Annotated in this window: 23 protein-coding genes and 1 pseudogene; 12 read left to right on the top strand and 12 right to left on the bottom strand. The window is 42.7% G+C overall.

Features of this window, described 5'->3' with window-relative positions; genetic code table 11:
* Nucleotides 1-622: 622 nt before the first annotated feature.
* From QWZ17_RS27515 to QWZ17_RS27505, 3 genes are all read right to left on the bottom strand, one after another.
* Nucleotides 623-2,773, bottom strand: coding sequence for a PAS domain-containing sensor histidine kinase (locus QWZ17_RS27515; protein WP_290308561.1), 2,151 nt, complete (start codon nucleotides 2,771-2,773; stop codon nucleotides 623-625).
* A 619-nt stretch (nucleotides 2,774-3,392) separates the two neighbouring features.
* Nucleotides 3,393-4,448, bottom strand: a complete 1,056-nt coding sequence (locus tag QWZ17_RS27510) for an HNH endonuclease family protein (RefSeq protein WP_290308560.1) — start codon at nucleotides 4,446-4,448, stop codon at nucleotides 3,393-3,395.
* Nucleotides 4,435-6,186, bottom strand: coding sequence for an AAA family ATPase (locus QWZ17_RS27505; RefSeq protein ID WP_290308559.1), 1,752 nt, complete (start codon nucleotides 6,184-6,186; stop codon nucleotides 4,435-4,437). The genes QWZ17_RS27510 and QWZ17_RS27505 overlap by 14 nt, the downstream gene beginning before the upstream one ends.
* Nucleotides 6,187-6,587: 401 nt before the next feature.
* Here QWZ17_RS27505 and QWZ17_RS27500 point away from each other — a divergent pair, with 401 nt between their 5' ends.
* The 10 genes from QWZ17_RS27500 (at nucleotide 6,588) to QWZ17_RS27455 (ending at nucleotide 12,652) form a co-directional block, all read left to right on the top strand.
* Nucleotides 6,588-6,980 carry a single-stranded DNA-binding protein gene (locus QWZ17_RS27500; protein WP_290308558.1) on the top strand — a complete coding sequence of 131 codons (393 nt, stop codon included), beginning with the start codon at nucleotides 6,588-6,590 and terminating at the stop codon, nucleotides 6,978-6,980.
* Nucleotides 6,981-7,026: 46 nt separating this feature from the next.
* Nucleotides 7,027-8,055, top strand: a complete 1,029-nt coding sequence (locus QWZ17_RS27495; protein WP_290308557.1) for a DUF932 domain-containing protein — start codon at nucleotides 7,027-7,029, stop codon at nucleotides 8,053-8,055.
* Nucleotides 8,056-8,101: 46 nt separating this feature from the next.
* Complete coding sequence (locus QWZ17_RS27490; RefSeq protein WP_290308556.1) at nucleotides 8,102-8,446, top strand: penicillin-binding protein; 345 nt, start codon at nucleotides 8,102-8,104, stop codon at nucleotides 8,444-8,446.
* 16 nt (nucleotides 8,447-8,462) lie between these two features.
* Nucleotides 8,463-9,125, top strand: a complete 663-nt coding sequence (locus tag QWZ17_RS27485; RefSeq protein WP_290308555.1) for a DUF8835 domain-containing pootine — start codon at nucleotides 8,463-8,465, stop codon at nucleotides 9,123-9,125.
* Between the two features lie 4 nt (nucleotides 9,126-9,129).
* On the top strand, nucleotides 9,130-9,720 hold the full coding sequence (locus QWZ17_RS27480; protein ID WP_290308554.1) for a hypothetical protein: 591 nt from the start codon (nucleotides 9,130-9,132) through the stop codon (nucleotides 9,718-9,720).
* A gap of 11 nt (nucleotides 9,721-9,731) precedes the next feature.
* Nucleotides 9,732-9,950, top strand: a complete 219-nt coding sequence (locus QWZ17_RS27475) for a PRTRC system protein C (RefSeq protein ID WP_290308553.1) — start codon at nucleotides 9,732-9,734, stop codon at nucleotides 9,948-9,950.
* Between the two features lie 2 nt (nucleotides 9,951-9,952).
* On the top strand, nucleotides 9,953-10,126 hold the full coding sequence (locus QWZ17_RS27470; protein ID WP_290308552.1) for a hypothetical protein: 174 nt from the start codon (nucleotides 9,953-9,955) through the stop codon (nucleotides 10,124-10,126).
* Between the two features lie 155 nt (nucleotides 10,127-10,281).
* Nucleotides 10,282-11,103, top strand: a complete 822-nt coding sequence (locus tag QWZ17_RS27465) for a hypothetical protein (protein WP_290308551.1) — start codon at nucleotides 10,282-10,284, stop codon at nucleotides 11,101-11,103.
* On the top strand, nucleotides 11,100-11,819 hold the full coding sequence (locus QWZ17_RS27460) for a PRTRC system protein B (protein ID WP_290308550.1): 720 nt from the start codon (nucleotides 11,100-11,102) through the stop codon (nucleotides 11,817-11,819). Before QWZ17_RS27465 ends, QWZ17_RS27460 begins: the two co-directional genes overlap by 4 nt.
* Nucleotides 11,816-12,652 (top strand): PRTRC system ThiF family protein, encoded by an 837-nt coding sequence (locus QWZ17_RS27455; RefSeq protein WP_290308549.1) that lies wholly within the window; start codon nucleotides 11,816-11,818, stop codon nucleotides 12,650-12,652. Before QWZ17_RS27460 ends, QWZ17_RS27455 begins: the two co-directional genes overlap by 4 nt.
* 536 nt (nucleotides 12,653-13,188) lie before the next feature.
* On the opposite strand, the gene QWZ17_RS27450 is transcribed toward QWZ17_RS27455, so the two are convergent.
* Nucleotides 13,189-13,557, bottom strand: coding sequence for a nuclear transport factor 2 family protein (locus QWZ17_RS27450; protein ID WP_290308548.1), 369 nt, complete (start codon nucleotides 13,555-13,557; stop codon nucleotides 13,189-13,191).
* Between the two features lie 334 nt (nucleotides 13,558-13,891).
* Nucleotides 13,892-14,854 (bottom strand): helix-turn-helix transcriptional regulator, encoded by a 963-nt coding sequence (locus tag QWZ17_RS27445; protein WP_290308547.1) that lies wholly within the window; start codon nucleotides 14,852-14,854, stop codon nucleotides 13,892-13,894.
* 114 nt (nucleotides 14,855-14,968) lie between these two features.
* Here QWZ17_RS27445 and QWZ17_RS27440 point away from each other — a divergent pair, with 114 nt between their 5' ends.
* A complete protein-coding gene (locus QWZ17_RS27440) occupies nucleotides 14,969-15,913 on the top strand; it encodes an NAD(P)-dependent alcohol dehydrogenase (RefSeq protein ID WP_290308546.1) in 945 nt (314 codons plus the stop codon).
* Nucleotides 15,914-15,923: 10 nt separating this feature from the next.
* On the top strand, nucleotides 15,924-16,688 hold the full coding sequence (locus tag QWZ17_RS27435; protein ID WP_290308545.1) for a hypothetical protein: 765 nt from the start codon (nucleotides 15,924-15,926) through the stop codon (nucleotides 16,686-16,688).
* 74 nt (nucleotides 16,689-16,762) lie between these two features.
* Here QWZ17_RS27435 and QWZ17_RS27430 read toward each other — a convergent pair.
* The 7 genes and pseudogenes from QWZ17_RS27430 to QWZ17_RS27400 all read right to left on the bottom strand — a co-directional run bounded on the left by QWZ17_RS27430 (nucleotide 16,763) and on the right by QWZ17_RS27400 (nucleotide 23,464).
* A pseudogene (locus QWZ17_RS27430) lies at nucleotides 16,763-17,056 on the bottom strand (DUF3861 family protein).
* An 11-nt stretch (nucleotides 17,057-17,067) separates the two neighbouring features.
* Nucleotides 17,068-17,742 carry an SDR family NAD(P)-dependent oxidoreductase gene (locus QWZ17_RS27425; protein ID WP_290308544.1) on the bottom strand — a complete coding sequence of 225 codons (675 nt, stop codon included), beginning with the start codon at nucleotides 17,740-17,742 and terminating at the stop codon, nucleotides 17,068-17,070.
* 13 nt (nucleotides 17,743-17,755) lie between these two features.
* Nucleotides 17,756-18,223, bottom strand: a complete 468-nt coding sequence (locus QWZ17_RS27420; RefSeq protein ID WP_290308543.1) for an ester cyclase — start codon at nucleotides 18,221-18,223, stop codon at nucleotides 17,756-17,758.
* Between the two features lie 201 nt (nucleotides 18,224-18,424).
* Nucleotides 18,425-18,853, bottom strand: coding sequence for a helix-turn-helix domain-containing protein (locus QWZ17_RS27415; RefSeq protein ID WP_290308542.1), 429 nt, complete (start codon nucleotides 18,851-18,853; stop codon nucleotides 18,425-18,427).
* A gap of 131 nt (nucleotides 18,854-18,984) precedes the next feature.
* Nucleotides 18,985-20,862: a M61 family metallopeptidase gene (locus QWZ17_RS27410; RefSeq protein ID WP_290308541.1), complete on the bottom strand. Its 1,878-nt coding sequence runs from the start codon at nucleotides 20,860-20,862 to the stop codon at nucleotides 18,985-18,987.
* A gap of 88 nt (nucleotides 20,863-20,950) precedes the next feature.
* Nucleotides 20,951-22,225, bottom strand: coding sequence for an epoxide hydrolase family protein (locus QWZ17_RS27405; protein ID WP_290308540.1), 1,275 nt, complete (start codon nucleotides 22,223-22,225; stop codon nucleotides 20,951-20,953).
* A gap of 21 nt (nucleotides 22,226-22,246) precedes the next feature.
* Complete coding sequence (locus tag QWZ17_RS27400; RefSeq protein ID WP_290308539.1) at nucleotides 22,247-23,464, bottom strand: LamG-like jellyroll fold domain-containing protein; 1,218 nt, start codon at nucleotides 23,462-23,464, stop codon at nucleotides 22,247-22,249.
* Between the last annotated feature and the right edge of the window lie 11 nt (nucleotides 23,465-23,475).

The following is a 23,475-nucleotide window of genomic DNA, read 5'->3' as shown; positions in this document are numbered from 1 at the left end:
ATGAATAAAATATGCCACGAAATCGCCACAGAAATGAACAGTTAAATCTTACCAGTGCCTCTATAAGTAGGCATTTTGTAAATTGAATAATGAAGAATTAGTCGAAGATTTGGTTTAGGATGCTATTTTAGAGGACTACAATCAATGTCAGCAAAGAAGTTCAAATTCTACCTGGATTACTGCAAATATAAATATAAGATTTATGCGGTTTACCGTGCCAGGATAAAAACAGAATTACTTATTTGAGTATATATGATCTTTAAAAGATTGCTATTGTCAGGGTAAATGCAGATAGCGCGCTAACATATCAGCATATAGAGGATATAATCAATAAAGAATTTAATGACAAGGTCATGAGGTTCGTTCTTACGCTGACCCCATATTGGTAACAGATTATGCCATGAATTATTTTAATAATGAATCCACCCCATATATTTGCCAAAAGCTAAATTTATCCGAATTTATCCGATAGCAATTGTTGGTCCATTTCTCACCGTCTCAGGCTAGCGCTAAAAAATGGTATTTAGCACCGGGAAAAAATTCAATACAAACCTTTTTTACCGGCCTTTTGACTCAGTTCGAAATACACGTATTAAGGACTTCTGTAAATCATTCTAAACCTCTATTTGAGAATTTCCGGTTCAGGAAGCGTGAACCAAAAAACTGAGCCTTCTTTCTCCTTACTTTCCACTCCGATATTGCCGCCATGGCGACGGACAGTTTCTGCTGAAATATACAGGCCTAATCCTAAACCGGAGAAAAATTGGGATGATGCGTGGACTCTGAAGAACCGGTCAAAGACGTAGGGCTGAAGGTCGGTTGGTATGCCAATTCCATTATCAATGACCGAACACATTACACCTGAATTATTTTTTTTAAGTAAGATCCTGATATTTCCTTTCTCAGGAGAATATTTTACTGCGTTTGTTAAGAGATTTACCAATACATTTTCGATGCGGGCTTTATCCGCCTCCACAAAATTGTCTTGCCCAGCTTCTATGATGAAGGTATGCCCTGAATGGTGAAACTTTAATTGTGCAACAACCTCTTTGACAGAATCGCTAAGCTCATACAAGGTTTTATTCAGATTCAATTTACCAGATTGAATTTGATCTACATCAAGGAGATCATTAACAATACCTATTAACCGGTTTACCTGCTTATTAGCCATTTTTAGCACAGGGATCGTTTTTTTAATTTCACTTCCAATCTGAACTGATTTTTCAAGGGCTTGTAAAGCTGCCTTCATACTGGTTATGGGGGTTCTAAGTTCATGGGCAGCGATACTAAAAAACTCATCTTTCTTTTCCATTGCAATGCGCATGGCAATCTGCGCCATTTTTTGCTCATGGATATTCGTACTTGAACCTACGTACATGGTCAATACGCTATTTTCGTCCCAGCAACTACAAACCCTGGTTAGGTGCCACTCGTAAACGCCGTCATGCCTGCGAAGCCGCTGTTCTATTTCCATATCCGATCCGTTATCAACCATTTCCTGCCAGGCGCGTTTTACATCTTCTAATTCGTCAGGATGTACCGCGGCCCAAGCCTTGCTTCGCAACTTATCAAAATCATTTTCCTGCAAATAATCTGACCAGCCTTTATTATAATAAGTGGCGGAGCCATCCGGGGCAGAGGTCCACATTTTATGCGGGATCGCATCCGCGATAAAACGAAAACGATATTCATTTTTTTCAAGCTCCCGGTTTGCCCGAACCAGCTCTGTTACGTCAAAAGTGAAAGTAACAACACCACTCACTGTTCCGTTCTCATCAAAAATAGGCTCCCGTACATAATCGAACCAGCCATGGGTCATTACACCGGTTCCATTGCGGTCATATGCTACCGGCTTCGCCTTGCCTGTAACAGGTTTGCCGGTAAGGAATACCCTTTTTAATTCAACGTGATCGTAATTGATCATTAACTTTGCATCGAAATGATCTTCGCTTGCACCTGTCACTTTTTGATGGCTAAAACCTGCATAGTTCAGTGCTGTCTGGTTAGCGTATTCCAGTTCCATGTCAAGCCCTTTTCGGATCACTACAGCTACAGGGGCCTCCTTAAGTATCCGGAAGAGTTCTTCCTGCCGGTGGTGCATTCGGGTGATTAAACTTTTCTCTTTTTTCTCAGCTTCTTTAAGCCCGGTGATATCCACCGCATAAGTAATGATCTCTGCGCTATCACCCTGGTGTAATAAGGCCGAGCCGAGCATTACCGCAACGCGCGAACCGTCCTTTCGGAAATATTCCTTTTCAAATGGTTCACAAAAACCTGTTGTTGTTAACTGATTGAGCGCGGTTTTATTCTTTTCGGAATATTCGGGCGGCGTCATCTCAACCCAATTAATAAGTCCTTGTTCCAGATCCGCCCGTGAATAGCCGATTATGTTTAAAAACATATCATTTGCGTCGGTTATTACGCCGTCGTAACGGGTATAAAGTAATCCAATGATACCGGAATCATAAATATTGCCGAGCCTGGATTGGAGTACATCCAAATTATCTTTGAATCTTCTTTTTGAGTTTTTTTCATGGAACAGCTTGAAAAGCAGAAAACCACATAATCCCAGCGAAACGACTGTAGTAAAAACAAAAAATGAAGCCGGATCAATACGATCCCGCTGATGAAAAATTAAAAAGCACAATCCCAATCCCGTCAGCACAAACGGCAGCATATAACGGTTGTAAAACTTCTGTTTTTTTATGTAGTCGGAAAAATAATCGGTTTTGAATACCAATTCTAGCAGCCTTTTACCGTTGGGATATCGCATAGATGTATAAGAAGTAAATAATATGTAAGGGTATAGCTGGTAAGAAGAAGCTTACAATAAGAATAACACAACTACTGTTTTTGTTTCATGTTTAAATAAATAAAAGATAGATTGGAAAATTGCTGCTTTATATTACTTGAATATTTGTAATACGATAGTTAATCAACACGAACAAGCTGCAAATAATGATTTTTCAATTTACTATCTTTTTTCGAAGTATTCCGGCTTTAGAAAATACCGCTGGATTTTTATTGGATGATTGAAAGAGCTGTAGTAAATAAGTATTTCTTATTCGAGTGTAATTTATGTAGACAAATTTCTTGACTTAAATCCCATCACCTTCGCAGGGACATTCCGTCGTACGATTAAATACTGCTTTTATTATGAATAGTTTAAATAGGAAATTTAATAATTCGATTCGCCTTAAATAAAGCAGAAATCCCCGCTTAGCGTGAATATAAACATTGCCGTTCCGTTTTTTCAAGTACTGCACCTTTTTGAATAAAGCCTTTATGGCAAGCCCTCCGGGACGGGCTATGTGCTATATCTGCTATGCAGGATGCCGCTGCTATCCATCTTGCAGGTCTATAGTTTCGAACTTCAGTTTATAATTCGCTCATTATGGAACAAGCATATCCATTTGTAAACAAATATCTCTTTTCAACTTCCCTAAAGGGTAATTATTGATCTCGTTACGGTTTCTGGGCACGCCCATCCCTTTTAGCAAACTATCGTGAGCGGCAAGTGGGGTCGTAAAAACATCTGGCATTTGCATCATATGAGACAGTCCGACATCAGGCCCGTTAAATCTGATGCAATTCATCATATCATAAATAAGATTTTTATACCATTGATTATACCTGGAGGTGACTTCCAGATCAACCAGGGCGTAGTCCAAAAAAGTACTGCCCTGGCGGCTAATATGTTGAAATTCCAATAGATCAGGACTGTCTGCATTTGTTGAATTTACTTCAAACAAGAAATGATCATCTAATCGTTTGTCATAGGGATTAAAGTGAGTATCTATATCAAAATCCATTTGCGACTTCAAATGCCCATTGCAATAGGGACATCCGGGAATTAAATTAAAAAAAGAAAGCGCCAGATAAGGATGTCGAGACTGCGGGTAAAAATGGTCTAACTGATGTAAGGCTGTTCTTTTGAGCTCGTTTGACAACCTTGGAGTGTAGGTAAGGCATTCAACCGGGGTAATGTTGCAATAGGGACAAACACGAAGCCGAAGTTGTTCAAAAACGGTCACGCATAAGTCCTTATTGCGGTACATAGCCTGGTATGCAAACGCCTCTGCGACTATGGTTCCAAACGGCGTTAAACTCGCATCAGTGAAACTGTTATTTACAGAAAACATTGCGTTGGTAAACTGCTGATCGATCTCTTGAATAAGCTGCTTCAGGCGCGATGGCCTGCTGATGATCAGCTCTTTTAGTTTTGCTTCGTTGTTATCTAACAAGAAGTCCCAGAAGTCTACTTGCTGTTGTTCATTCGCGGCTACCGAAACGGCTTTTTTCGCTTTAATCCTACCTACTAATGATTTCGCTTTAAAATCACCCAGCACTTGTCCGGCCCGGGGATTATTTCGCAGCGTGAGGAGTGTATAATGATTTTCGGCAAGTTGCTCGAGGTCGGTGGAAGTATGGTCGTCAATCAGGATCATTCAAAAACTTTCTAATTTGTGTCTGAATTACCCGGTCACCAAGTTGACTCAATAACAGATCATCATCAAGTGAATAATTTCTCTTTGCTTTTTTGATCCGAGTTGCCAATGCAATTATCTTCTCAGCTGCGAAGTGGCTGACCAGGCTTCCTTTTAAAAAGAAAGCATTGAGGTAAAGCTCACCGATATTGCCCCCAAAAGTTTCTTTTTGAAGTTCCTCTGGGGAAAGTACGATGCAACGCTGTTCGCTGTCTTTGCGGAGAAAGATCAGGTGACTTTTGGTCAGGTCTGAAACCAGGAAAGGTGAATGCGTGGTCAGGACCAGCTGCAATTTTTTGCCTGTAAATATTAACGGCAATACCCTGATCAAACGGGAAAGATACTCTACCTGCCATCGCGGATGGAAATAGAGGTCTCCTTCATCGATGGTAATCAACAGATTGTTATTTTTAACAGTGCCGGAAATGCTGTACATGCGGCTAAGCATATTCATGAAGGCTCTTTGCCCTGAACTGATACCGAGCCATTCAATAGTATAGCTTAAATTAAGCTGGGTAGTGGCTTCCATATAGCCGCGGATGAAGCGTTCAACATCGGTGCTTAGCTCACAACTAAATTGAAATTTCCTGCGGTTGTAAGTTCCTTCAGTCTGTTTTTCTAAAGCCGGAAAATAGTAGGAATCCATTTCCTTCAGGAACTTGAATTTTTCAAAGGTATGAGGGTAATTCTTATCGATAAATAATGCAATCGGCCCGGTGATCGCTTCATGTAAATCGTTTAATTGCAAGCGTTTCAATTCCATGAGCCCAAGTTGACTCAACTCATCCCGTAATTGATCAGCCGATACGACCCTGCCGGTCGACTTTTTCCCGATTTCCCGGGAGTCGGGAATGAATTCATTACTTAAAAAATCAAGCAGTAATAGGAACGATGTAAAATAGATGAAAGTACGCTCCGTTTGTCGCATCGTGACCTGCTTTCGAAAGGATTGGCACAACTCATTGAGACTGGTGAATTTTTCACCGATCGTATTGGACACCAACCTGTCAAAGTTCCTCGCCCGGTTATTGATGTTTTCCCATGCAGGCGAAATAAACTGCACATGCGCCGGCTTGATGTCTAAAACAGTATCCGGGTAAGCCAGTTGTTCAATTTCCTGTAAACGACGATAGGCCGTGCTTTGAAGGAACCTGATCTGGCCTTGTACTTCCCTCTTTAAATTGGTTTGTATGTTCTCACCAAACTGGTTATGCAAGATCCGGTTCGTGGACAAATCGTGGATGTTCTCACCAAATTCATATCGCCTTCCGTCAAAGATATTGGTAAAAAATGCCGACTCCATTGGCAGCTTACCGCCGGAATAGGGCTCAAACTCGACAGTTTGATTGGATTCCAGGCTTCGCACCTGATTGCCAAACACCCTAAAGAGTCCTGAATCCTCAAAAACCATTATGAATGGTGCGGCAATTCGGGTATTGCCTCCATCCATCATATAATTGATTAACTCCAGAACATTCGTCTTTCCCGCAGCATTTTCCCCAACGATCCCTGTAACATTAACAATATCCTTCCCGAAAAAATCCGGGATATATTTCGGGTTCTTATGAATATTTAAGTAGCTTTTTTTTCGGTCATAGGCCAAGTGATACGCTGACCCCAGGTTAAATCCCTGATCTCCTATATTCCGATAACTGGATACCCATATAAAGCACAATTGCATCTGATAAGATTTAAACACAATTATACTTATTATAAAGTGAGATTATCCTGTTTTCTTCGGTACGCTTAAAACTTTTTAAAGGTGCGTCGGGGCTTATCATGCGCTGCCGGGTTCGTTATCGCCTACGGCTCCAATGGCATTTTTTTATTGAATCAATGAATATTTTAAACGAAACGGGTAAAAAGCGCAGCTAAAATCAAGCCCGGATCTGTCGTGTGGTTTGCAAAAGACTACGGCATAAACGGTTTCCTCCCCGCCTCTGGGCGGGTCCCCTCCAATTATTCCGTTTCCTTTTGCCCGCTGCCGGGCTTTACGATTTGCTTTCTTTTTTCCCTTTTTCTTTTAAAAATAATCAATCAGGGCAAGTCGGCGAAAGGAAAAGCAACACAAATAATTATTCATTTAAAACATTAAAAATTATGCTATTCACAGGAAGATTAACCGCAAACGCAACAGTCAATACGGTCAATGGGGACAAACAGGTAATCAATTTTACCGTAGCCATGAACCAAAAATGGAAAAACAAAACAGGTGAAAAAAAAGAAAAAACGGCATACGTTGATTGCGCCTACTGGCGCAACTCCGGCATTGCCGAGTATCTCACCAAAGGCGCAGTAGTTGAAATTTCGGGATGGATGGATGCGGAGGGCTACCAAAGCAAAAATGACGGCATCCGTGCAAGGTTGATTTGCACCTGCGATACCATCAAGCTTTTTTCATTGGTAGCAAAAGCTGCCGACCGCTCCGACGGCGAAGAAAAAAAGGCGGTAAACTCAGTCGTAGCAAAAGACGAAGACGACCTGCCATTTTAAACAACCCTAATCATTAACAAATTTCAAAAACTTAAAAAATACCATCATGGCACACAATATCCATTTCAACGAGCAAACAGGACAACACAGTTTTTTCAGCGTAAAGCAAAAGGCATGGCACGGATTAGGGCAAATCGTCGAAGATTACCCCACCAGTAAAGAAGCATTAGCTTTTGCAGGGCTTGATTTCAATGTCGTAAAAATGCCGAATATCCACCGATTGCAGGACGGCACAGAAACCATTTCAAAAAGTTCATTTTTCACTTACCGTACAGATAACGGCGCAGTATTGGGCGATAAAGTAGGAACAGATTACAATATTGTTCAGAATGCAGATGCATTCGGGTTCTTTGATGCTATCGTAGGCGGGGAAGGGATGCAATACGAAACCGCAGGGGCTTTAGGCAACGGTGAAAAGATATTTATTACCGCTAAACTACCCGGCTACATCAAAATAGGAAACGACGATTATATCGAAAAATACCTTTTCCTGACCACCTCGCACGATGGATCGGGCAGTATCACCGCAGCATTTACCCCCGTTAGAATTGTCTGCCAAAATACGCTAAGCGCCGCATTGCGTAACAGCTCCAATACGATTAAGATACGCCACACCGCCAACGCAGAGGACAGACTTAAAGAAGCCCATAAGGTTATGGGCATATCCAACAAAATGGCCGATGAATTGGACGGCATCTTTAATCATTGGGCAAAATTGCGCATCACTGACAAGGACGTAATGAAGCTTATACAACAGGCAATGGCTCCGAGCAGGGAGGTATTAAAAAGCCTGAAAACAGGGGAGGAACTTTCGACCGTCTTTAAGAACATCTGCGATAACGCCTTTATGTACGCCATGTCAAGCCCGACCCAACAGACCGAAACCACCAAAGGCACTTTGTTCGGCGCATTCAACGCCATCACTGGTTACTTCCAAAATGTAAAGGAATACAAGGACGATGAAGCCAAAGTAAAATCCATCATCGGTGGTACAGGTCAGTTACGCACACAAGCTGCATTTGATTTATGCCTCGGTTATGCTAAAAACGGAACAGAAGCCTTAACCCTTAATTAATAACCATTCGGGGGGCGCAATCCCCCCGAAATTAAAATCAAAGCATATGACACGCTCAAATCTTTATATCACCCTCACTAACGGCAAAGCTATTATTTGCGTTGCTGACAGTAGTAGCGCCCCTGAACAGGCCTATATCGTAGAATCTCTATTGTTACCGCTTTTAGCCCTGAACGATACGGATGCGGAACTGGCTTTGTTAGGGGAGCATTGCACCCCGAATGAACTGCGGGTAAACGCTACTTATCGTTATGAGATTAACCTCCAAACAAAAGTCGTAGCCTTTTTTGAAGAGCGGTATTTCTATAAAACCGACATCTTCCGTAAGGGTGAAAACCTTACCCAAAGGTACACCAACTATCTTTTAACCATCGAAAACAAACCGCTTTGAGCCTATGAAAACGATAATGTTAAAACTTTACAGCTTCAGCGAACTGGACAAAATCAGCAAGGAAAAAGCACTGACGACCTACCGGGATTTGAATGTCAATTTTGACTGGTGGGACGATGAATTTGAGGATTTTATGGAATTGTGTTCCTATATGGGTATTGCCGCGATTAAAGATAAAATCAAATTCAGGGGCTTCTATTCACAGGGAGACGGTTGCAGTTTCTCCGCTTTAGTCAACATCCCCCAACTGGTTACGTCAATCGCTAACCAATCGTGGAAGGACTATGCACCGCTACAGGAATTTGTATTCATCGTTCCGCAGATTGACCGCAGGGTGATGGCTTTGGTAGCAAAGGGCTTGTTGCCGGGCGAACCACAAATTATAGGCAGGACGAGACAGTACGGCGTGGTAACAGATTTAGGCATTTCCGAAGTTATCAAAGACGGCAAATCGCACGACAATATTTTTGAAGAACTGGATAAACTTGAAGAATGGCTACGCTCCATAGCGGAAATCCTCAATCGCCACCTTTACCGATCCCTTGAAAAGCAATACGAATTTCTGACAAGCGATACTGCTATCAAGGAAAGTATTTTAACCAATGAATACTTGTTTACCGCAGACGGGAGGTCGGCAAACCATTTAACAGCATTAAATAAACGGACACCAAAAAATTAACACCATGACAACTAACTTTTTTCAAAATATCGCAAGTCTGAACCTTAAAGGGGTTTGGAAACTGGTTATCACCACCGACGATAAAGGCAATTTTATCGTATCGCAATTATTCAACACGACCTGCGGGGATAAAGCGGTCAATCTGATTGTCCCGCTGACACTTTCGGGTACTGCCGGAGAATTGGACGAAAGCTTTTTCGATAAGGTCACCGAACCGATTATTAAAAGTGCGGGCTTACAAGTCAATATGGAAGCCCATTTAAAAAGCGTGGAAGAAGCCAAAGCTGCCTCTAAACTGGAACAAGATAAGAAGAACAAGGAAAAAGCACAAGCAACAGCAACCGCTACTAAAAAAACGGCTGATGTGGAATTGCCGGAGCCGAAAATCAGCAAGGAAGAAAAGAAGAAAATTTATGACGAAGCGATGGAACAGGTTACTGAACTGATTAAAAAGTTCAAATTCTCCGAAGCCCTGAGCATCTTACCAACTATCGAAGAACACCCGAACAAGGAAAACGAATTGAAAAAGAAACGCCAGTATTTGGAACAGCAAGCCAGCCTTTACGAAAAAGCACTTTTAAATTATAACTCTTAATCTCCACCTCCATGATACAGACAAAATTATTACCACGGATATTTATCCATACCGAGAACGGTCAAAAGATACGGCTCACTGACCCCAACGAAGACTTTAGCCCCGAAGCCGTTTGTAACCACTTTGCCAACCTCTACGCCATTTTGACGACTGCCAAGATAGTCGGCCCTGAATTCAGGGATGACTTTAGGGAATACGAATTTGTATCCACCATAGGTACGAAAGGTTAACGATGGAAAAGCAAACCGAAAACAGATTGATACAGCAACGAAAACAACCGCAATGGAAACTACATCAGCAAATCGCTCAATTCGCCAAAGACCTCGACAGGCTGCCCGATGCGCAGGAAGTAAGGCAAAACCCGCCGCGCTCGGCACCGCTGCACCTGTTACCGATGGTTTTTTAAGGCATAGTTTTACGCCCATGTACGCACCTGCGCCGGAGTTGCCGGATCGTTCAGCCACAGAACGGGATTTTTTTAAATCCCGTTCTTATCTCGGGGAACATTACCGATTAGAACTGGCTGACTTTCATTGCCTGCCGTACCCATATAATTTGCTGATGGCTGAAAGGGAGCTGCACCGCAAACTTAGGGTAAAAGACAAATACCGCCACTTAAAAATAATCGGACAGGAGAACTGCGAAATATGTTTGACGATAGTAGAAACGTTTGACGAAGATTTTTGCCTGTATTATATCCCGGTAATGCCGATTTATGAATTGTGGCAAAATGTAGCTCATATTCCCTGCGCCGAACTATTGACGGCTGTCTGCGCTTATCTGTATGCCGAGGCAGGGATTACTTATTACCGGGACGAGGACACTTATATGTATTATAATTACGAGGCTTTGGAAGACTGGATAAACGATGATTGGGGCGATGGTGAAAATGAGGAATATGCCCATGAAAAAACAGCCCTCGAAAACGCCAAAATACAGGGCGATTTAATCCAGGCTAAAATGATGGAAAGCGGTTTTCGCCAAAGTTTGGGCGACAGGATAGCCAATTTTAAGGCCGTAACTCAATTTGAAATGGATTGCCTTAAAGTGGCAAATACCTGCCTGCAATTAGGAAAGGATTTCCCAAACGCAAACCTTTTCAGGCATGCCAGTTTATGCGATTACGAGGTGGAGGATTATGAAGATAATTATGTCGGTATGCATGAATATATATCCTTTATCGGAAGCGTGGACGACAGCCTGAGTGAACGCCTGAAAAGTATGGTAAACGATGATTTTAACGAGCGCACCCGTTACCAGGAGCCGGAGGTTATCACGTTTTTTAATAAACCGCAACCCGGCTATACCAATGAATTAGCCTATGAGCAAAAGGCATTCGCCCTGATAGACGATTTATGTACCCTTTTACACCGCAAACCATGAAAGAATTAACAGGAACATTCGGGAATTTATACGAGCCGGTAAAAGCTTTGATTATCCTGCGCAAAACAGGCGAAAACCAACAAACTGATTACTATATCGAAAGTTACGACATGGATGAGCAAGGTTGCCCAATTAACGGGCATCCTTTATCCGTCAGGGAAAGTAACAACTTTGCTAAAGCTTTGCAGGTAAATGAAAAGAAAGCACAGGGTTTTTTAACGCCTAAAGGGTTAATGCCCGCCAATGTTTTGCACCTGAACAGTGGTGCAGATGGTTGTGTAGTATGGCATACCCCGCCCAAGCCAGTAAAATTGCTATTTACTGAAAACTTGGGTATCCTGTCAGGAATGGCAAATATCCCTGCACTCGTATGGAAAGCGGGTAAAGGCAGTCTTCAAATATTTGCCTCATTACATACTGGCTTTACAGAAAGCACCCCGCTTTTTTACGCCCCGTTTTTTAATCTTTATAATGACGGCCGAGTATGCATGGGGAACGTGCGCATCCGCATCCCAAACGATTGCAGCTTGGAGCAATTCATAGCACTATGGCAGGACTACTTTTTTAACAGCTATTTCAGCCACCTCATTGGAGGACATGAACCCATAAAAGGTAACATCATACAGCTTTGGCAACAATTGACTGCCACAGCAGAACCGTTTCCCACCGAAGTGCTGAACGCAACCCAATATCAACTCAAAAACTTAATCCGATGAACACTTTAACCGCAGTACACATAACCGATAGTTATTTGGTCAATCCCACCAACCCGATTACTGTCAACCTCATAGGCGCCGGGGGAACGGGGAGCCAAATGCTCGCCGCGCTCGCACGAATGAACCAAGCCATGCTTGCATTTGACTATCCCGGCTTGATCGTTACCGTTTATGATGATGATACCGTAAGCCCTGCCAACCTCGGAAGGCAGCTTTTTGCGGAAGCAGAAATCGGCTTGCATAAAAGTGTTGCCCTTGTTAACCGTATCAACCGCTTTTTCGGTACGAACTGGAAAGCGATTGCTAAACGCTACGATACCGAAACCCGGCGATATTTCCCCGATGGCGGCAAAGCAAACCTTTATATAACCTGCGTGGATAATGCCGCCGCCCGGTTTGAAATCGCAGAAATTTTAGGGGAGTACAAAGATTACCGGGGGTATGAACGCAATAAGCCGCTATACTGGATGGATTTAGGCAATAGCAAAGACACGGGACAAGTGATACTTTCCACCATCGGCAATCTTAAACAACCCGCCTCGGAAAAGTTTGCGCCGGTGGGTAACCTTCCTTTTGTAACCGAGACTTTTAAAGCATTATTGGAAATGGCAGATACTACCGACGATACGCCAAGTTGCTCGTTAGCCGAAGCGCTCACCAAACAGGATTTATTCATCAATTCTACTTTAGCCAATATGGGGGCTTCACTTTTATGGCAATTATTTCGTGAGGGCATATTACCCAACCGTGGGTTTTTTATGAACCTGCATGACTTCCGGACACAGCCCCTTAAAGTGGTTTGTGACGAATCATTAGAGTATGCTACAGCTTAATGCGGATTTATACAAAAAACATAGGAAAATTAAAGATTTGGCCGGAAAAACCATTCATGTGGCTGATTTAGACCTGGCAATTTTATAAGCGGACGACTACCACCATTACCGGCATACCGACTCCGCTTATGCCAAACAGTATGCTGCGATGGAGGCTTACTGGCAAGATAGCTATGATAAATTACTCAAACTGAGATCGTAAAAAAATCGCGCCGCCCTGCCACTTGCTGCTTTCATCCGCAACAGGCAGGGCGGCGTGGTGGGTCGCCTGACTTCCAGCAAATCAAGCCCGCCTACGGCCAGCCGCTTTGCTGAAAAACAGGCCGGTTTCAAAATTGTCTTCTGGAACGTAAAGCTATGCCAGCTAAGTGACGAATAAAATTGACATTTTAATAAAAGCTTTATCGGAATTCAACCGGGGTTAAACTGGTTTTGCTTTTAAATAGCTTGTTGAAAGATTGTGGATAGTCAAAATCCAAACAGAATAAAAACACATTGTATTGTTTGCAATTATTTCGATTCTGTCGGTCAACTGATCAGGTAAGCTCAATGTCCATTTGCTGTAGCAAACCGTTGTTGATCACATACACATGCTTTACTTTCCCATCAAATAAAATATTTCCGCTTAGATCCTTGACGAGCTGGAACACTTCCACTTCAACTTTTCCGTCAGGGCGTTCAGTAATAGCTGTCGGTTCGACTTTCGGATTTATCTCACTCCATTGCCGGGTCCAATAGTCTCTGACGGCTTCATGGCCGATTACGTAACCTCCTTCAAATGCTTTAGGCCAATGAATATCCTGATGCATCAAAGACAATACCGCATCAATTTCTCGGTTATTGAATCCTCTGTAAGCTTTTTTTATGAGTACTATGTTTTTAAGTGTTTGTTCTTCTTTCATCATATTGGGATAATTTATTAAATTTCGATTGTACAAATATTTTGCAAAACTTAGCAATTACGCTTTACCGCTTTCAATAATCTCAACCTGCGCCAATGCGATTTTCTCATAATTGATAATTAAAATGTCCTGAGTTTTAATTACTATGTATAACATTTCAAGGAATTATCACCAAATAGTGTGAAAAAATTAAAGCTAAGCGTCACCTATTGACCGAAACGATCAATAACCAATAGCGGGCGTACTTGAATTATTGCAAAACACCTCAAAAATTAAATTTTAAAATTTTTCCGCACAGTAGGGTTACACCGATATGGACAGAATTGGTAGGAAGCAGTTAATATATTTTGGCATATTTTTTAGGTTTTATGCCATGATACCTTTCAAATACTCGTGCAAAGTGGCTGAGATTTGTAAAACCCATTTGATAGCCCGCCTGTGCAATTGAAAGTCGTTGATCCCTGATGAGAAATGCCGCTTGTTTCATTCGGATGGACTGGTAGTAATTATAGAGGGTATCTCCGAAGATCTGTTTAAAGAGCCGTTTTATTTTACTTTCGCTCATGCCGTATTGTTTTGCCAAATCGGCTAAATTGGGGTTAATGCTGAGGTCAGCGATAATTTTGTCTCTTATTGCGTAAATTCTTTTAACATCTTCTTTATTGGGCAGATATTCGGATAGATCGTCGCGCCTGGTCAGTGTTTTGAAAAAAAGGTAGATCAGTTCCTCCGCCTTCAACCGGTAGTAAAAATCGGTCAAGGCTCCTGGATCTTGTTCACCGACTATCTCATCGGCAACGTCCTGCATTTCCGGCGAAAGGATCTCTTCGAATAAAAATGATTGCGTTCCCGATAGGATTATTTGAAAAAAATCGTTTCTACCAACCGGGTCCAATAGATCTCTTAAAAAATTTAAATGGATCAGAATAATTAAGGTATTCACCTTCGTATTTGATGGAAAAAAATCTTCGTAGTCCACCCCTGCCGTTGCAATCTGTACAGAGGGCAAAGAACGAGTGTTGTCGTATAACTCGCCGATGTCCCGATATAGATTATGAAAAGCTAATATGATGGTATTATTCCCATCGGTAACCGGCCCTCGTTTAATGATAAGTTCCTCTTTCAATTCATACTGCCGGATCAGCATCCATAACTGCGGATTGACAACAATAGCTTTTATATAACCTTTACCAAATTTTTCCCCTATTTTAATCGTGCCATTCTCAATGACACTGCCTGTTGCTGCTGCAATTGCCGGGAGAAGCCCCGAAAGGTTAGGACTATTAAATTCAAGTATCATTTTTGACCTTTTGCGACTATTATTCAGCCGAATATAGCTATTTAATCACTATTAATAACCTGAAGTTTGCGTCACATATAAACTACTATAGTTGATACATAATTTTAGGAGAAAATGAAAGCGATCATTATCAATAAATTCGGCTCAGTTAACGAACTCCAAATGGCCCAGGTACCTGTTCCGGAAGTGGGCCCTAATCAAGTGCTGGTCAAAAACTACTATACGACGGTAAACCCGATGGACTGCAAGGTTCGCGCCGGGCAATTTAAGTTGTTTGCCGGGCGTAAGTTCCCGAAAGTTTTTGGATCTGAAAGTGCGGGAGTCATTGAACAAGTTGGCAAAAATGTCGCAGGCTTAAAAAAGGGCGACCGGGTAACGGTGAATACCGGATTTAAATTCGGCACCTATGCAGAGTTTGTTTCGGTTGATAAAAAAGCTGTATTTAAACTTCCTGACGCTGTCGATTTTGCGCAAGGCGCCTGCCTGCCATGCGCCGGTGGTACTGCCCACAACGGGCTCTGCCTGACGGCTAAAGTAAAACCTGGTGATGAAGTGCTTATTAACGGAGCATATGGCGGAATCGGAAGTTTTGCCGTTCAGCTGGCTAAATTAGCTGGTGCCAAGGTAACCGGAATTTGTAGCAAAGAAAATTTGGAAAACGTGAAGGCATTACATGCGGATCAGGTCTTTGATTATACCAGACAGGACGTCTACGGGATGGGTAAGCAGTTTGATATTGTGTTTGACACGGTAGGTAAGCTTGATATCGGAAAAATTCAGCGCCTGGTTAAAAAAGGCGGAATTTTGGTAACGACAGTAGGTTCTTTCCGGATCATGCTTGCCATGCTATTCAATTTGTTCCGGTCAAAAAAAGTTAAGAGCGTTTGGAATAATCCAAGTACTGAAGATATGAACCAGCTTATGACATTAATAATTGAACATAAACTTAAGGTGATCATTGACAGGGAATATCCACTGGAAGAAGTAGCTGTAGCCCATCAGTACAGTGAGACCGGCAGGGCAAAGGGAAAAATATTGGTTAGCATTTTAAATTCATAGCATTCCATCCATGAATAACTTTCTTATAACATTGAAATTCAGAAATGAACCCTTATTTTATTTTGGTTGGTGCTGTTTGATCAGTGCTATCGTGTTTTTGGGTGCAACAAGGGTTAGCCAAATGCAGGTTACGGGTGCAAATGCGTTTTACAAGCCCTTTAAATTTGCGCTGTCCATCGGCATATTTAGTTGGACAATGGGTTGGTTCTGCTGGTATTTAAGGCTTCCGGGTCAAGTTAATGGTTACAGTTGGGCGCTGATTGTTCTATTGGGATTTGAACTTTTTTATATCGCTTTTCAGGCATCACGGGGGCAATTATCCCATTATAATCGCAGCACACCCGTGTACGCTCTGATCTTAGGAATAATGGCTTTGGCGGCCGTTGGGATAACCTTATATACAGCCTACATCGGCGTTTTATTTTGTACACGTTCATTTCCGGAACTTCCTGAATACTATATCTGGAGTATCCGCCTAGGCATATTTTTATTTGTTATTTTCGCCCTGGAAGGCCTGGTGATGGGCGCCCGTGGTTCACATACCGTTGGCGGACCGGATGGCGGCGGTGGTTTACCGGTACTCAACTGGACAAGAAAATTGGGCGACCTGAGAATAGCCCATTTTGTAGGTATGCATGCTCTACAGATCATACCCCTGGTTTCATATTATGGGTTAAAAAACGTGAAATTCACGTTTTTGTTAGCGGCAATCTACAGTTTTGTAGCTATCCTGATTCTCGTACAGGCATTAAACGGAAGACCATTTTTCAAATAGGACAAACTTTACCGGGAAAAACAAGTCCTGAGTAACCTGAATTTCCCGGTTAAGTTTGCGGAAATAAAGTCTGACTACGTATTTTTTAACTTCTCCATAAATAGTCTAAAGGCAGGCCGGAAGGCTTTAAAGATCAGGTGTTGCCGGTTGCTAACCATCACTTCGCTGAATCACTTAAGACCTACGGCAAATTCAGCGGATTGCTGCTGATTAATGAATAAATCTTTTTGTTTCAATTTTTCAATGATTGCAAAAATGTCGTCATGGTTTGCGACCACGAGGTGGATTTGACCAGACACATGCTCTTCGTTTTCCGGCACCCCGATTCGTTTCAATTTCAGCTCGTAACGGTTTGTACGTTTTGCCACAGTTCCCAATATTAATATTCCTCGATACCGCCAGCCATTATATTCCAGAACTTTCCATTTTCTGTGTTTTGTTGTATTGCTGTAAAAATACCCTCAGCGGATTGTGCGGTGGTATAGGGTGCCATCTCGCCTCCTAAACGGGTCTGTACCCAGCCCGGATGAACCGGTGTTACACGGATGTTCCGGCTTTCCAGGCGCTGGGCCAGCGTCATAGCGTAAACATTAACTGCAGCTTTTGACATCCGGTAAGCGGGTCCGTTAGCTGCTATATTCTTCGGCAAACTCATGTTCGAAGAAATGAACAGTACCTGTGCAGCATGATTGAGCAAGGGTAATATAGCTTCCGTAAAGAACACAGTGCCTTTTACATTGGTTGCAAACGTTTCATCTAGTGCACTAATTTCTGGTTCTTCGTCAAATACGTCCGGTGCAACGCCTGCATTGTTGACCAGCAAATCAATTTTTAGTCCAGCTGCATCAATTTCTACAACTGCGGCGTTGATAAGTTCACCGTCCATAATATCCACGCGGAAAACTTTTAAGTGCTCGTGTGTTAAATCTGCTATCAGGCCGGATCTCGACGTACCAAATACGTTATAACCCTCTGCCAGTAATTTATGGGTAAGCGCCAGTCCGATTCCGCTATTGGCACCGGTGATTATTGCGTTTTTATTTTCTGTCTTCATTTTCCTGTTTTAATTAATTACCTCCTAAGCCGGCTCCCGCCCACGTTCGCGTCTTCAGCAGCAGGCCAAACCAATCTTCCAGGTGCCAGGTATGGGTTAATTTTCCGTCTTTGAGATGGTGAAATTCATGCAGGGCAAGCTCGACCCATTGCCCTGTGGCAGGGATGCCCATGAGCTCTTTATTATGCGTAAAAGCAAATGCCGCCCTTACACCGGCACGTTCATGAGTGCCATAGATTTCGTGAATGATAATTTCCACGTCCGGGAAGGTTGCAGTAAACCCGCGGATAATGTCTTTCAACCCTTTTGGACCATCCGCCTGACCCGGCCCAAGGGGTATATCTTTCCAGTCTGCCGTGCAGACGGTGTCGAGCAGCTCCGGCTCATGCTTTTTCCAGGCGCTGTAAAATATCTCTATCGCCTCAAGTTCTGTCGCCGTTAATACTTTAACCAGTTCCGGTTGTTCTTTCTTTGTTGTCATCAATTGATTGTTTGTTTATACAAAGGTCGCCCTTCGGGTAGCCTTGCAGCTGGTGAAGATTTAACTATAAATGGTGAAGATTAAAGTAATTGGAGCATAGAAAATATCCCTAAATAAGGTAGCGAATCGTATGTAACGGAAGTATAAACCAGGAAAAAAAGGGAATAAAGAGAACGTCAAGTGGTGGAACACTATTTTTCGTCAGGCAACCAGGTAAAGTTTTGTGTTGGGAGCAGGTAGATCAGCTTGGGCTTGTTCACTGACTATCTTACGGTAGGCTGTAGGTGTCATCCCGGCATACTCCTTAAAATACTTGGTAAAGTTGGAATTATCGTATGTTAACCGCCTGGCCACATCGGTTATGGTCAGGGAATAATCTGCAAGTAGTTTTTTTGCCTCGTTCAGGATACGCAGTTCATAAAAATGGCAGGGGTGGAACCCGGTATGTAGCTTAATGACATTGCTGATGTGGACAGGATGCAGGCACATAATACTAGCGATGTCTTTCAGCGATAACATTTCTTCCACATAGCCCGCCATGAACTCATCCATATGCTTATTCATCTGATAAAGGAAATGGTCAGTGATTTCCTGCTGTCTGTTCAGATATTTTACCGGGATAGCTGCCATTATTCCATTTTATTAAAACAAATGTCCGCTATTTTTTTAAAATGAATTGGTGATTTTTTAAGTATTTGTAATAAGTGCTTGAACACCGGTTTGCAAAAAACGTTGCCTTACAGCTTGTGCGTTAAAAATCATCATCGGTTTTTCTTTTTTGGCAAGTGTTCTGAGTGCCTAAGCCATCCATTGTAAATCTGCATTTGCAGTTGGTCTGGATGGGGCATCGGATTGATCGTAAAAAACCGGGTGTCCCAGGACGTTAATTTCAATTTTAACTCAATCGTTTTATTTGCCCTGCTCACGGTAATACTGAGCGTGTCATTTGTTTTATAATCCTTCAACGCCGATGCAAACAATTCTAGCGCGGCTTTTTTATGCCCAACGCTTATTAACCGGTCATTCTGCTGAAGACCTGCTTTAAAAGCCGGAGAATTCCAGGCGATCGCTTTAATCAACAGACTGCTGTCTTTGACAGCCGCCGTTATACCGAGGTTATTGCCATCTAAATGATGGGTATTTGTATCAATCGCTAATCCTGCATAAGCGAAATACTTAGGGTAATCCACGGGTTTTAACGTAGTGGAATAGGAAATGAGTTCATCCAGCGGTACGCCGGCCAGATGTTTACAGGTAATCCAGAATTCCGGTCCGGTAAATCCTCTTTTTTTGACCTGATAGTAATCATGATATAATAACCGCATCACATCATCCAGTGAACGGAGGTTTTGGGTTTCATGCCTTATTTTCAGATCAAGCAGCATAGCCAGTGCACAGCCTTTATCATATACTGAAATCGTTTTGCTAAGTTCTTCCTTATCCCGCGTAGTTGGTGCGCCCCTGACCGACCAGATACTCCGGCTCGATTCCGACAACGTCTGGTAGAGGTGGCCCGGCGTATTTTCATAATTGCCGATGTGTTCCTGATAGCCCGCTAAAACTTGCTGATCATCGATCAGTCCTGCACCACGAACGATCAGGTATTCGTAATAGTCGGTAAAACCTTCGGAGATCCAAAGCAGGTCTGTTTTGTTTTCTTTACTATAATCGAAGGGCCCCAACTCCACAGGCCTGATACGTTTGGCATTATACAAATGAAAATATTCGTGCGCAAGAAATTCATAAAATGTTGCTTTTCTATCAGGCGCCATTAAGCCTTTGTTACCCAGCATCAACGACGTGGAGTTCAGGTGTTCAACACCGCCAAATCCACCGTGTGACATACCCGTCGCTAAAAAAGTATAATGTCTGAACGGGATATTTCCAAAAAATGCCACCGCACTTTTTGTAATTTTCTGGAGGTCTGCAATAAACTGCCGACGGTCAAAATCACCAAGGTTGTAGCCGGCAAACTGATGCGGAATCCCGTTGACAGTAAATGATGGAAGCGCCTCCAGGTTACCCATCAATAAAGGGCTGTCATAAAGCTCATCAAAATCTGCCGCGTAAAAAATGTTCTTTTTCTTGGGCACTTTTTTTAAACCCGTAGCGACATACTTCGGCCATTTCGCATATGGCTTGATTTCCAGCGTCACAGGGTGCCTTAACGCATCCTTCACGTACATCAGCAATCCTCCGGGAATGATATAACCGTAATGCTCATCCAGGTATATATTTCCGACAAAAGGAACAATAGCTTTTACATCATAATCAATTATCAACGGCCGCCTTTTAGGGTTGGCGACTTGCCAGGTATTGGAATCGGTTTTTTTCCAGGGTAAATTATTGCCCTTCTCATCTTTTGCATTAAAGCCGGTAACCGCGGACGAGAAATCAATCAATTCATAAAAGCCGGGGGTCCAAGCGCACATATGGAAGTCATTTAGAGCCTTTTGTCCCTGGCTGTAAATAAGATGCACGTGATACTGCTGGCTGCCGGGGTCAGGCATAGATACAGTAAAAGATGTCTTCGGCTGCCGGATTTGCGCGTCTGTTATACCGGGCCATAAAAAACAGTTTAAAACAATCGCAACTAAACTGAAGATGATACATTTCGAGGGCCTGACGTTAAATTTCATATACTTTGCATAAATCAGATGACTTTCTTTTATCAACCGATTATTTCTTTAAGTAACAACAGCTTCACAGTAGTGCAATGACCTTATCTTAAACCAACCCGCTGAAAAAATCAACAATATCCTTAGCCAGCAAAAGAGGCTGTTCAACCGCGGCAAAGTGTCCACCTGAAGGCATAGCTGTCCAATGCCGGATATTAAAACCTTTCTCAATGTAAGAGCGCGGCGGAGTAGGCAGCTCCTTTGGAAAACTTGCGAATCCAACCGGAACCCTGACAAAATCATCTTTCCCAAAGACTAATGGTCGTTTACTGTTTTCATTGTATATCCGCATGGACGAATGAATGGTTCCCGTTACCCAATAAAGCGTCACATTGGCCAGTAGTTCATCTTTAGTAAAAGCATATTCAATATTTCCCTTGTTATCACTCCACCCATGGAACTTTTCAATGATCCAGGCGCATAAACCTACCGGCGAATCATTGAGCCCGTAAGCAGCGGTCAGCGGCTTGGTGGCATGCATATAAGCATATGCGCCTTCCATTGCCGACCATTCAGCACCCTTTTTCTGGAACGCCAATACTTCATCGGAAAGCTGCTCGCCTTCCTGCATATACGGCTTATAGGAACCGGAAATATAATTAAGATGTAACCCGATAATATTTTCAGGATATTTGAGCGATAACCAGGTGCTGATTCCCGACCCGATGTCTCCGCCCTGCGCGCCGTATCGGTCGTACCCTAGCCCAATCATCAGCCCGTGCCAGAGATCTGCAACATAGGAACTGTTGCACCCTGGCTCCGTTACTTTGGCGGAAAATCCGAATCCGGGGATGGACGGAACCACCAGATCAAAAGATAAGTCAGGACTTTCGGTCAATAATGGGATCAGTTTCATCATTTCGAGAAAAGATCCGGGCCATCCGTGCGTAATCAGCAAAGGAATACTGCGTTTTCCTTTTCCTTTGATGTGTATAAAATGGATCTGGTGCCCATTAACCGTAGCTAAAAAGTTAGGGTAAGCGTTGATTTCCTTTTCAACCTTCCGCCAGTTGAAATCGCGCTGCCAGTAGTCAGCTAAAGTTTTCAGATAAGCCAGGTCCGTACCGTAACTCCAGCCAGATCCGGCGATTTGATCCGGCCACCTGGTATTTCGTAACCTGGATCGCAGATCGTCCAGCACTTGTTCTGAAATATGCACGGTAAATGGCTGTAAGTCAATTTTTGGTATCATTTTGAATCGCTCTCCTTTATCGGCCGCCAATAATTTCAAAGGGAAAGGTAAGGAAAGCGCCGCAAATGCAATTCCACTTTTTTTAATCAATTCCCTTCTCGTTAATGAATACATAGGATTTTCTTTCAGCATGTTAAAAGTTTGTTGTATGCGCTACAAAATAGTTATGCCCGCAAGGCTTCTGAGCCTTGCCATGATTCCCCAGCCATAAAAATTATTGACCAGGCCGATCAGCAGTTCATTGTCACCTTTTTTTAACGGAAGGGTAATCACAGAATTATCGATATTCAGACACCCGTTCGGAAATTTGCTCATAGGCTGTCCGAATTGATTTTTATCGGCAGCAATTAATTTTCTATTAACAAAGACATATACTTCGTCGCAAAAGCCCAGCTGGCATTGCATGAGCTGATCTTTAGAAGATACGATGTTGGTTTTGAGCCAGACGTACCTGTTCGTATCACAGCCGCCGTATGTCCGTGTCAGGTTGACCATCCCGCGCCGCTCAGCCAGGATGGGAACCCATTTTGCCGTGTCGCCCGGTAAATCCTGTACAGTTAGTTCTTTGCCCTGGGGAAGTATCCTGGCTGTATTTCTTTCCCACCTCCTGATATAGTTAACATCATGACGGGTAGGATCGATTCCTTCCAGCGGTGAAAGTCCGTCGGTATCTCCAAGGCTAATCACCACATTCGCGAAATAGGCCTGCCCGTCAAATCCGATGGTTCCACTGCTGCTGTTACTTTCAAGCCTCGGGACATCTAGTACGGTTTCAGTCATATTATTAACGTAGACTTTCATTTGCACGCCGGAAAGAACAATTTTTACATGATTCCATTGATCATCATGAAAATCGGCAGGTCCGTCGAAATGGCTGTACATATTAAATGGCAATGACCCTTTGATGATTGGCACATACTGAATATCATCATCGTCCCGTTTGCGGTCGTCTACTTTTGTTCGGAAATAGATGTACTCCGATTCCTTCTCACCACTTCTTCTGAAGTAAACACCAATCGGGCTGAATCCTTTTACATCAACCGGCTGCGTATCGAATTCGATTGTGCCGTTAGACAATTTATAATTCTTAAGGACGACCGGATTGGTATTAGGTTTCATTTTTAGAACTTTCATGCCTTTAAAATTCACGAATGCTGATTTCGTTGATGCGGTATCCCAATAGGCCGCTTCAAAGGGAAAGTTGATTGATTTACGAGACGCATTTTTTTGTTGAGCATCAGCACTTCCCGGCATCTGAAAGCATAAGGTAATCAGGATAGCTATCCATATACAGGTGAACGAATTAAAATCGCCATTTTTTACCCTTGTTAAGGGCAATTTGTTAAGAATATTGATTAGTTGATCTTTCATGAATGATTAAT

Source organism: Mucilaginibacter flavus (assembly GCF_030409315.1).
GTDB classification, from domain to species: Bacteria; Bacteroidota; Bacteroidia; order Sphingobacteriales; family Sphingobacteriaceae; genus Mucilaginibacter; species Mucilaginibacter flavus.
Note: the sequence above shows the minus strand (reverse complement) of the source record. Positions and strands in the feature narration are given on the sequence as shown.